This is a genomic window from Bradyrhizobium lupini, assembly GCF_040939785.1.
Classification (GTDB): domain Bacteria; phylum Pseudomonadota; class Alphaproteobacteria; order Rhizobiales; family Xanthobacteraceae; genus Bradyrhizobium; species Bradyrhizobium canariense_D.
In genome coordinates, this window is record NZ_CP162553.1 from 2,306,846 (window position 1) to 2,317,940 (window position 11,095).

Here is an 11,095-nt window from a genome sequence, read left to right on the forward strand (position 1 = left end):
GCGGTCGGAGGGGCGCACGTCTGGTTAAGTCCGAAGGGGGCGATGTATGTGATTTTTTCCGATCAGGGAGACGTTGGACAAGTCATGAACCTCATCGAGGAGAGCAACCTGCGTGTCAGAGACATGCATATTTTCCGACCGACCATTCCAGGCGGGCACGTACGCATTGTTTGGAAGCTATCCGCACGATGAAAATCTATTCGCCAAGAAGCGCGCGGGACCCACATCAGCTCTTGCCGGTGCAGCAAATCAGGCCAATTTGCATGTTCCCGACCGGACTGAAATCGCTTGGCCGCGTGCAGCGAGTGCGCATCTCGATCACGACCATCGAGAGAGCCGGTGCCGTGATCCAGACATAGCGTCCCAGAACACACCGGTTGGCTTTCGAGCTGGCCTTCCTTGTCGAACTCACCGTAGACGATCACGTCAATTTCGGATCACGTCGCCGGCTACCAGCGCTTGTTCGATAACGAAACACCACCCGATCTTAGGCTACATTTTTCATCAGGCTCCAAAACTATGGTGCCCTGATGAATTCGATACCGTCGCCCGGTGTGAGAGCCGGTGACTTCGAAATAACCATCGCATCAAATTGCGCACGCTGCTCTTGGAGATAACCAATTGCGCAGAAGGCGTCGCGCACGCGCGTCCGGCCCATTTTGCTCGATGAAGCTCCGATAAAGCGAACGCGGGGCGCGCAAACGCGCGCTACTTGCGACACCGCCGCGTCTAAGCAAAAACATTTGCCGCGCCGCGAGTCTGGCTAGTCCCGACAAGGCGCGAACAGAGCAGCGTCTCACCTGCACTCGGATCAAATGCCCGTACGGGTTTAAGATCACCCGCCGCCGCCCGGTTGACAGCGATAATCCGCGGCCTGTCAGCTTGTCGAAGCGCGGCTCGACCTGGCCAGGCCCTTCAGGTCGCTTTGGTCAAAACAATGTCGGCTGTCGCCTGTATGGTCCATCACGATCTGGATAGCCATGGAAGAGAACTCCGCAAGCCCTAGCCCTGACGCAGAAGAACCTCGCGGCGCACCTTAGTGTTCCTGGTCGCGGAGAAATTTGCCGTGTTTTCCGTTGGGCGGCCCGCCTGCAATCGGCGAGGGTCCGGCGTGTCGACTTAGACTGGGTCCGCCATCGAGCCTGGTCAGCTCACAAGGGGCGTCATGCGGATCGTGACGGGGCGACTTGCTAGCATTCGTGTGGTGATTTTAGTCTGCTGTTGGCAGGCGACGGACGAAACAGAACTCGCGGCAGGTCCCGCGGCCTCACGCGGATAGCGCGCTGGTGGGGAGAGGAAGCCCGGGCCAATACTGTCTGTCCTTGGTCGGACGCGGTCCGAATATCGCCTGACCAACTCTTATGACATCGGCACCTTCCTCGATTGCTATCTCGAAGTCGCTTGTCATCCCCATTGAGAGGAGATCAAGTCGCGTCGATGTTCTATCGAGGAGTGCGTCTCGAAGCCCCCGCAGCAACTTGAAACATTCGCGAACCTTGTCCGCCTCTCCGCTCAGGACGGCGAGAGTCATCAAGCCGCGAGGAACAAGGGCTGGATAGTCAGACAGCCGAAGAACAAAATCCTCTACCTCTTGGGGCGGCAAACCGTATTTGCTCACCTCACCCGAGGTGTTGACTTGGACGAACACGTTGAGATGCCGGCCTTCGGCGCTCAGGCGCGCCTGGAGCGCTTCAGCCAATCTCAAGGTATCCAACGCATGAAACTCGTTCGCGAACTTGACCATGGATTTCACTTTGTTCGTCTGGAGGTGACCGATGACACTCCAGTTCAACGACAGGTCGGCCAAATCGCGGACCTTGCTCTCCGCCTCTTGGACCTTGTTCTCGCCGAACTCGCAAAGGCCGAGTTCGGATGCGATACGGATAATCGCGGCGGGTACGGTCTTGCTGACAGGCAAAACACGAACTTCTGAACGCCTGCGGCGAGCCCGCATACAGGCCCGATTTATGCGCTGCTCAAGCTCATCAAGATTGGAGCGCAATAACGAGCGCGGATCGTCCGTGAATCGGGCGCTATTCATCTGCGACATGGCGAATTCCTCGCTTCCACGTCCATGGTGTTTGACATAAGGCCAATGGATTTCGGTAGCACATAAAGCAGAGCCGAGTCCGGCTAGTTCGTCAGAACCTCTCCCATCGACGCATAATCCAGGCCGTATCCCCCTCATAGGGACGATCCTAATCCCAGACAAGGTGCTCCGGATCTCGCGATCCGCCATCGCCCAACTCGCCGCCCTGGCTCAGGGAGGACAGCACGGAAAGTTCTGTGCTGCTCGGGAGAGACAATTCACGACCCTCCATTCACGAGTAAGGTTCATATTCGTTCAAATCGGGGCAGTTCTGGTCTAACGATGAGCGTCTCACCATCAACGATGCAGAAACATGCGCTTGTCGGCAGGAACACCCACTACAATGGCGTCGAGAGCGGCCTTTATCGGTGCAGCCGTCACACGCGGACGGCAATCGAGTATCTATGCGAGAGCCTCACTTTTTCGGACGCAACATTTTCAGAAGCGGCCACCCGAGGGCAAAAAGGTCGGCAGCGCGCCGATCGCCCCTCCATACTGCACCGCATCGGCCTGCGCCATCACGCTCGTGCTGCAAATTGTTGGCAGGACCTGGATGCGATCACCGAGTTTCGATAGGTTGCCGCGTGGAAAGCAGTTCGGGGATGTAGGCCAACAAAACGTGCCCCGCTAGATCCGCCAAGGATTTGGGCCAGCGGCGGTGTTTGACTTATACTTCCGACCCTTAGAGATCGAGCGTGTAGTCAGTACGCTTTTGCGACGTCAACTGACCCGTGGCCGGGCGTGTCCAGGGTCATCGCGATGTCGACTTCGCGCATCATTAGTGAATAGAGGCGCGGGAGGTAACAAGCTTGGTTTCAATGTGGAGTCGTGGATCCGAAGGCCGAGACTGTCATCTGACTGCTGCGCGCAAGTTGGAGATGGTCGACGGTGCCGAAGATGCTGGGAGCTGAGACGGCTTGGCTTCGAGCGAACTAGCAGCGAATTACTACGGTCGCCTTCGACGCCGGGCTCAATCGGACCGGCCCACGTCCACACTGAGTCCGTTCAGGGACAAAACGGCGAGGAGTCCGGCGCTGAGCGGCTTGAACTTTGCGCACCGGTACGCTCAAATCCCGGACCTGCACCGTCTCAAATCGCTGGGTTGGGCCCACGGCCTGAACAGGTGAATCGGTCGGCCGATCCGTGGATTATAACGAGAAGATAGTTTATCGATTTGGTTCTGAATTGCGCTACGGAGTTGGTACTCCCAGTAGGACGTTGTCAATCAGTCGGGTCGAACCAACGTAGGCTGCGACACAGAGCGCCGCCGGAAACCGCAGGGGACTCTTGGCGTGCTTGAGGGTATCACCGTCGACAAGTTCAAGATAATGCAGCCGATCAACTGTCTCAAGTTGCCGCTCGGCTATCGCAATCAGCTTGTCCACCTCGCGCACTCCTACGCGGAATTCTTCCGCCGCGGCGAACAGTCCACGACTAATGGCAACGGCTCGCCCACGTTCTTCCTTGCTGAGATGCCGATTGCGGCTGCTCATCGCGAGCCCGTCCGGTTCCCGAACGGTTGGCACGGTGACGATCTTGATGGGAAAATTGAGATCTGTCGCCATGCGACGCACGACCGCGCATTGCTGAAAATCCTTTTGCCCGAAAAACACGACGTCCGGATGCACCATGTTGAACAGCTTGCACACGACGGTCGCCACGCCCCGAAAATGCCCAGGCCTGAAAGCCCCGCAGAGTGGCTTCGCCAGTTCGCCCGGCTCGACGAAGGTCTCGAATTGAGCCGGGTAGACCTCCTGTGCACCCGGCGCGAACACAATCGCAACACCGGCATCGCGGCACATTTTTTCATCGCGCACGAAATCGCGAGGATAGCTGCTGAGATCCTCGTTTGGTCCGAACTGAGTCGGATTGACGAAAATGCTAACGACGGTGACATCGCATTGCGCTCGGCTCGCCTCGACCAGGGCCAGATGCCCATCGTGCAAATACCCCATTGTAGGCACTAACCCGACGCGTTTGCCCGCGCTGCAAGCCTTCGCGAGCTCACGACGAAGCTCAGCGACCGTGGTAATCGTCTGCATCGTTTCACCTTACATCAGGTTGGGTTGGGAGGAGCCCAGGTTGCGATAATGTCACTCAGGCTTTCAGGAAGCCGATAGCACTCCTGCGGCGCCGGGAACGCACCGGTGCGGACATCGGCAGCCCAGCGCGAGAGCGCCTCTTGTAACATCTGAAAACCATCTGCATAGGCGCGAACGAATTTGGGCCGATGACCTATGGTTAGCCCCAGCACGTCATGGAATACGAGCACTTGGCCCGAGCAGTCGGGACCCGCGCCGATTCCGATGGTTGGTATCGATAGCGATTCGGTCGCTCGCTGGGCTAGCTCGGCCGGAATGCCTTCAAGCACCAACGCGAAGCATCCGGCCTCCTGCAGACGGTGAGCGTCATCGAGCAGCCGTAAAGCGTCATCGGCGTTCCGGCCCTGCACCTTGAATCCGCCCATGACATTGACGCTTTGCGGGGTGAGGCCGAGATGGCCCATGACAGGAATTTCGCAATCGACCAAGGCACGCACCATTTCCACGCGCTTGGCCCCGCCCTCGAGTTTCACGGCATCTGCGCCTCGCTGCAGGAACCCTCCAGCGTTGCGTATCGTCTCCTCCGGACCAAGGTGAAAGCTAAGAAACGGCAGATCGGCCACGAGAAGGGCACGGGGCCTTGTGCGTGCAACAGCCTCCAGATGATGATTCATCATTGCCATGCTGACCGGCAACGTGTTGTCGAATCCGAGACAGACATTGCCAACACTGTCGCCCACAAGAATGATGTCGACGATTGGGTCGGCGATGCCTGCCGTAACCGCATCATAGGCGGTGGTCATGGTGACACGCCGCCGCTCCTGCTTCCACCGCTGCAAGATTGGAATTGTGACCCGCTCAACTGACACTTCCGAAGCGTGGCTCATTTTTGATACGTTCCATCAACTAGGCGAACGGTAATCCGATGTTGCGAGCGACGCGGCCGAGTATTACCCGCAACGGGGGACCATGCTTTCGTATGGAGGACAAGAGAAAACTGTCAACCGTGAAAGGAAGAAAGAAACATATGTCTCCAAGGTCGCGACCGAGTGCACAAACATTCCAATGGTCGCGCGACCACCAAGCAAGAACTTCCAAGATTCAAATTGTCATGTGGAAGCACCTCGAGTCACGCCGCGCCTCAGGGCGCGCTGGGGCGGTCGGAGCCATTCCAGATGAGAGCGCACGGGACGACGCAGGGTGCGCTGATCTAGTCGTGCCGAAGCGCTGCGATTAGCTTATGGTCTTCCAGTGGCGGAAAGGTGAAGCTGTGGTCAGTCGGGGTCCGGGTCAGTGGTCCCGCCGACTCACGTCATGCTGTCGACACCGCCTTGACGCTTCACCAGGAGTTCGTCCGCTTCCGCGGTTGTTGGCTCACGCCATTGCAGGCTGCCCGCGGCACAGATGATCTTTTGGTCGAGCCGCATCAGCGCTTGGCGAAGGATGTCGGCGATGTCGGAGCGCAGGGTGCTGGACTGCTGTTGATAGGTGAACTCGGTCGTATCATGGAGCACTAGAACCGGACCGCCGGCGGCAATCATGCGCTCAACCACCGATTGAAAGTGGCCCGCCAGAATGTCCGCTTCGCTAACCCGGTCATTAGAGAAGAAGCGATAAGCTGCCTTGGTATTCGCCCAATTGGCAGACGAGCGGAATAGTTTGTCCGATGGCGCTTCCAATCTGCGTGAGCAGCGGAATCTGTCGCCGAGCCGCGCGTCCCTAAACTGGCATCCACTAGTCTCTCGATCAATCCAACATTCACCGCCTAAGAAACGCAAACGGCCTTTTGCCGATCGATCCCTCAATGTGAGCCCCATAGAGCACCCCCTCGCGCATCAGGTGCTCAGCAAGGAATCACAAGTGATTTTTCAAGATTTTGCTGATCAGCGGATCAGCTCAAGCGGAGAAAGTTATGGGTAATTGAAAGCCGGTCAACCGCGCCAGTCGCGGCGCTCCGCGCCATGCCTGGCGCACCAAAATAGGCCCGGCCCATAGGCCAAGGCCCTCGATCCACCTTTTGAACGATAGATCAACATTTGAGAAGAATCGGGCCGCCAAACTTATAGTTGAGCCGTGCAGTCATAAGATCGAGATCCTGGCGGATGCGGTCAACCCCACCAGCGGGCTCGGTGAAGCCGACCATGGTTGGCCGCATGAACAGGTGTGCGTACTCGAATCCAATCGACCAATTCGGTGCGAAGCCATACTCGAAACCGGCTGCCAACGCGCCGCCCCAAAGAACGTGCTTGCTTTCTCCACCTAACTCGCCCGTCGTCCAGATGACCCGAAACGTATTGCTCGTCACCGCGGCGCCGCCTTTGGCGTAAAGCAGTACGTTGTCGAAGGCATAACCGATCTGCCCCGTTACCAGGCCGAACGCATCAATCTTGGTCTGGTTGATATCCAAAAAAGCCGCGCTGGGATTCCAACCAGTCAAATGAGCCCAGTTCCCCTGGCCTTCAACACCAAGCACGATCGGGGCCCGTCTGCCATCGATAGCCGATCTGCCCGCCCACGCTTCCGCCGGTGGCATCATGGCAGCCCTCAGGCTTGCCACCATCGGAATCCCAGCAATTCGAGCTCGAACCAAAGCCGCCGTTCATACCGACGTTGTAGCCGCTCCAGTCGTAGATTGCAGCCGCGACGGGCCGCGGGGCATTGGTGTAGAGAGGCTTGGCCGGCTGCGCAGCCAGATCCGCGCCGAATGCGGGCACCCATGCGCCGAGCCCCACAATGCTCACAGTCGCAAGCAACAAGTTCTTCGTTTCTACTCTCATCTCTTCAGTGCCCCGAGCTTCATGCGTCTTAACAACGTGCGCGCGAATTGCTGTAACTGCATCGCAACCTTTGCGCCGAAAGAAATGCGTGAACCGAACGCTGCGTCAGGTTGCGGTGCAGATCATCTCCAACAGCGTCGCAATGCACCTTCGCGCGCGAGCATAGATTGCGGCCGCTGATTTCAGCGGAGTAAGCGCTCGCAACTCAGATCGTCGCAAGCCACACCGCAAGCGAGAAGAGTGAAGCGGTTTGCAAAACTCTTGCTCTTGTCCCGTGCCGCCACTAAAGACCCCGTTACGACCATGCTCGTGTTGCACCCACCGGCCCGAGAGATCAGATGAAGTCTATTCGATTGAATCAATGTCCTGCAGATGCTGACCCGTTCGTCGCAGATGCCGCTGTGTCACGCGGTCGACAGAGCATGCGAAACACAACCTCCGCCCTCGGCGGATGAAGGATGCGGCCCGAAGGATTTTGCTTATTGGTTGAACGAGCCGTTCTCCACCCGAGGCTTTCTACCACACCGCCAATGCCCAGATCGCCGATAACGCTTGCCGACCGGTGGTGGCCAACGGCCGCGGCGAGTTCATCTTCTGAGCTGAAGTTCTAAGTCGATAAAGGACAGCGAGCATGTTCGTTTCATTCTTCCCTCGACCAAAGTTGTTCTTTGCCTCCTCAATTCTTTGGACGGCGTTGGCGATGGCGTTTTGGTATGTATTTGCCGGCAATCTCTTTCAAGCCCCGGAGAAGCCGGTCGGGCTTGCGACGTTCTGGTCGGCCACGGCGCTGTGGTTTGATCTCTATTTTGCGCTGACCGTTACGGTGTTCGCGGCTGCATGGATGTTGTTTGCCCCCCATCCCTGGGCGACGTGGTCCATTCTTGGTTCGGCGCTGATCCTGTTCACCTCTTACTTTCAGGTCCAGGTCTCGGTCGCGATCAACAGCTGGTATGGACCGTTCTACGACCTGGTCCAGGCTGCGCTTTCGAAATCGGCGCCGGTCACGGTTGAGCAGTTCTACAACGAATTGTCGACCTTTGCCGGTATCGCGCTCGTGGCCGTCGTGGTCGGCGTGATGACGCGATTCTTCGTCAGCCACTACATCTTCCGCTGGCGCACAGCGATGAACGAGTTTTATGTCGCCAACTGGCCACGGCTGCGCACGATCGAAGGCGCCTCCCAGCGCATCCAGGAAGACACCATGCGCTTCGCCAGCACCATGGAAGGTCTAGGCGTCAATCTCATCAGCGCGGTGCTGACACTGTTGGCGTTCCTGCCGGTTCTGGTGAGGCTGTCCAGCAACGTCACGGAGCTGCCTCTGTTCGGCTCGATTGCCTATCCGCTGGTGTTCGCCGCGGTGATCTGGTCGATCCTGGGCACCGGCGTTCTCGCGCTTATCGGCATCCGCCTGCCCGGAATTGAATTTTTCAACCAGCGGGTCGAAGCGGCCTATCGCAAGGAGCTCGTGCTCGGCGAGGATGATACGGCGCGTGCCAATGCGCCGACATTGAGCGTGCTGTTTAGCGACATTCGCAGGAATTACTTCCGGCTCTATCTGAACTTCATGTACTTCAATATCGGCCGGATCGTCTATCTGCAGACTGACGTCATCTTTCCTTATCTGCTGCTTGCGCCCACAATCATCGCGGGCAGGATCACCCTCGGCGCGATGAACCAGATCCTCAACGCGTTCACGCAAGTACGAACCTCGTTTCAGTATCTCGTCAACTCCTGGAGCACGATCGTCGAACTGATCTCGATCTATCAGCGGCTGCGGAGCTTTGAGGCAAAGATCCACGGTGGGCCACTGCCGTCGATCGAGACACAAAAGGAGCCAGCCTCATGATTGGCGTAGCTGCAGGAGTTGACGAAACCCGGCCCTTGAGCCGCTTGCCGCACACCCGATCCGACGCCCCCACACTGCGGTCATCGCGTCCTTGATCGTAGCCCCATATCCTCGCTTGTGCTCTCGCGGTGCCTCGACCGGCCTCGGTCCAACTGTTGCGCGTGCCCGAATTGCACGCACCGCATACTTGCGATGCCAGCCGGTCGTCGCGCATATCGCATCGAGATGCGCCTCTTTTCCGCCCGGGTGGCCGACCGGCAACGATCCCTTTCGGCCGACACCACCTGCCGCCGCGCGCCCATGCTGATCTTTCCCGCCATAGACGCCACCGGACCAATTCGATGGCAGCCACCCAATCACCGGCGAGAAGTTGTCCAGTAACAATCCGGATGAGGCAATGTGCCTCAGTTCGGCGTCTCCAAGGACGCTTCGGGAGCCGCAGCATGCGAAGCGTCTCCGAATTCCGTTCACCGCGTCTTTCGCAACATCGGCGTAAGTGGCGGTGAGCAACCGTGCTGTATCTCTCCAATAATCTTGAACCCGTGGCGTTGGTAAAAGGGAATGTTTTCAGGATTCGAACTTTCGAGGTAGGCAGCGAGGCCCTGCTCATCACAGCGTTGAAGAGCGTACTTCATCAGCAATGTGCCAAGCCCTTGTCCGGCCCAGTTCGGATCGACAGCGATCAGGGGCAAATACCAATGTGGCTCGGAGGGATGATGTTCAGCCATTCCCTGGCGCAGGTGTGCCATATGTTCGCTGATTTCAGGGCGCAGGGACAGCGCCATGATTGCGTCCAGCGCATCCTCATCCTGCTGCACGCCCGGAGGCAGCCACAGGGCCGCTGCGCGAGTCTCTCCCGTGACGTATGCTGTGCCATGCTCGAATGCTCGTCCGCCACAGGCCTTGATGAGCTGAGTCATGCTGCCAAGATATTGCCCAGGGTCCGGCCAACTCCAACGCATCAAAGGATCGGCGGCAAAGCCGAGGACAATCGTCCAGACGATTCTTGCCCGAATACTTGCGTTCGCCGAGGTGACGCCCGGCTCTCTTGTCATGATGCACCGCTTTTCGATCGCAGAGTTGAAGGTTGGAGCACAGGACCGATACCTGGGACGTGAGCGGAATGGATGTGCCCCGAACATTCATCCCCTTTAGTTTCCGCCTCCGGCTCTCATCCCGCCTCAGAAGGCCGCCTTCGACGGCGGCTTCGGCGAAGGTTCCTCGCTGGGAGCCCCTGACCCTTGGACCTGCCGAGGACTTGTGCTTTTCGCCATGAGAGCGTCATCTGGATCCTGCCCTTTCCGAAAGGAAGGCCTCATTTTATCGGCGTCGACAAGCCTGGCAGCCTTCCGAAGGAAGCGAGAAGGACGATTTGTGTTACAAGGTGATCTTGTTTCGCCAAACGTTGCGAGTTGCATTCGCTCGGCGAGTCTAAGCACCGCAGTCTAATTTGGAACCTGCCAACCCAGGTAGGTGCTTGGGATTGTCTGCCCGAAGGATTGCCAACGACTTCCCCTTCAGCCTTGCCGCAGCGATCGCACCCGTGACGTCGCCCGCGCGGTTGCCGCCTCCGTCGCCGGCGTCATCTGGGTCAACGATCATCACCGGCTCGACCCCGCCTCGCCCTGGGGCGGCCTCGCCGCCACCGGCCGCGAATGTGGCACCCAGACCTTCGACGACCACCTCAAGACCAAGAGCGTGATGATCGCCACGCACGAGCAGCCGTTCGACTGGTATCGCGACACGGCCAACCAGAAGCGGCTGAACTAACAGAACGACAAGCGGCAGACGTTCGAAGAAGGCGGGCCGCATCAATGGAGAGCGTCAATGTCGAGATCCGTGAACACAGGCATTCGTCTTGATCGACTGCCGGTCGGGCCATTCCATCGCCGCATCATACTGCTGATCGGCATAGGAACGTTTTTCGACGGTTTCGACATCTACACTATCGGTACCGTGCTGAGCGTGATACTCAAGACCAGATTTTCGAGCCTCCCCCAGAATGTGGTGTTCATCTCCGCGACCTTCGTCGGCATGATGCTAGGATCGTTCGGTACCGGGTTTCTCGGTGACCGCTATGGACGACGCTTCACACGCGGGATCTTGCCCAGCCGCCAGGCGCAGAGCTCGATCTGCGTCAAGTCCAACTCGGAAAATGCGCAGTGATCGAAAGTGATATACTCTCAGGCGGCGGCGACCTTGGCCGACGCCGTTCGGCGATCCAGCACGACGTCCAGTTAGTCGTCCTTGCACCGGCTCAGGGCGGTGTCGCTCATGCTCGCTGCATCGGGCGACGGCGTTGCGTCGGATCGGACCGACGGCAGCGCGCGCACGCCGCCGC

The 11,095-nt window shown here is 58.4% G+C and carries 6 protein-coding genes and 4 pseudogenes; 3 read left to right on the forward strand and 7 right to left on the reverse strand.

Annotated elements, in window-relative coordinates:
- Positions 1-1,267: 1,267 nt before the first annotated feature.
- The 5 genes and pseudogenes from AB3L03_RS11240 to AB3L03_RS11260 form a co-directional block, all read right to left on the reverse strand.
- Positions 1,268-2,050: a YggS family pyridoxal phosphate-dependent enzyme gene (locus tag AB3L03_RS11240; RefSeq protein ID WP_368508588.1), complete on the reverse strand. Its 783-nt coding sequence runs from the start codon at positions 2,048-2,050 to the stop codon at positions 1,268-1,270.
- 1,229 nt (positions 2,051-3,279) lie between these two features.
- Positions 3,280-4,131: a pantoate--beta-alanine ligase gene (gene panC / locus AB3L03_RS11245; protein WP_368508589.1), complete on the reverse strand. Its 852-nt coding sequence runs from the start codon at positions 4,129-4,131 to the stop codon at positions 3,280-3,282.
- Positions 4,132-4,145: 14 nt separating this feature from the next.
- Positions 4,146-5,018: a 3-methyl-2-oxobutanoate hydroxymethyltransferase gene (gene panB, locus AB3L03_RS11250; RefSeq protein WP_317245083.1), complete on the reverse strand. Its 873-nt coding sequence runs from the start codon at positions 5,016-5,018 to the stop codon at positions 4,146-4,148.
- Between the two features lie 420 nt (positions 5,019-5,438).
- Entirely contained in the window at positions 5,439-5,948 is a 510-nt protein-coding gene (locus AB3L03_RS11255) for a transposase DNA-binding-containing protein (RefSeq protein WP_368508590.1), read from the reverse strand.
- Between the two features lie 212 nt (positions 5,949-6,160).
- Positions 6,161-6,908: pseudogene (locus tag AB3L03_RS11260) on the reverse strand (outer membrane protein).
- 631 nt (positions 6,909-7,539) lie between these two features.
- On the opposite strand from AB3L03_RS11260, the gene sbmA reads away from it, so the two are divergent.
- Positions 7,540-8,754 (forward strand): peptide antibiotic transporter SbmA, encoded by a 1,215-nt coding sequence (sbmA, locus tag AB3L03_RS11265; protein WP_368508591.1) that lies wholly within the window; start codon positions 7,540-7,542, stop codon positions 8,752-8,754.
- Positions 8,755-9,221: 467 nt separating this feature from the next.
- On the opposite strand, the gene AB3L03_RS11270 is transcribed toward sbmA, so the two are convergent.
- Positions 9,222-9,809: a GNAT family N-acetyltransferase gene (locus AB3L03_RS11270; RefSeq protein ID WP_368508592.1), complete on the reverse strand. Its 588-nt coding sequence runs from the start codon at positions 9,807-9,809 to the stop codon at positions 9,222-9,224.
- A 434-nt stretch (positions 9,810-10,243) separates the two neighbouring features.
- Here AB3L03_RS11270 and AB3L03_RS11275 point away from each other — a divergent pair.
- Positions 10,244-10,524, forward strand: a pseudogene (locus tag AB3L03_RS11275) (aldehyde dehydrogenase family protein); the annotation flags it as partial.
- A gap of 57 nt (positions 10,525-10,581) precedes the next feature.
- Positions 10,582-10,848, forward strand: a pseudogene (locus AB3L03_RS11280) (MFS transporter); the annotation flags it as partial.
- Between the two features lie 8 nt (positions 10,849-10,856).
- Here the strand turns inward: AB3L03_RS11280 and AB3L03_RS11285 are convergent.
- Positions 10,857-11,087, reverse strand: a pseudogene (locus tag AB3L03_RS11285) (type 2 isopentenyl-diphosphate Delta-isomerase); the annotation flags it as partial.
- Between the last annotated feature and the right edge of the window lie 8 nt (positions 11,088-11,095).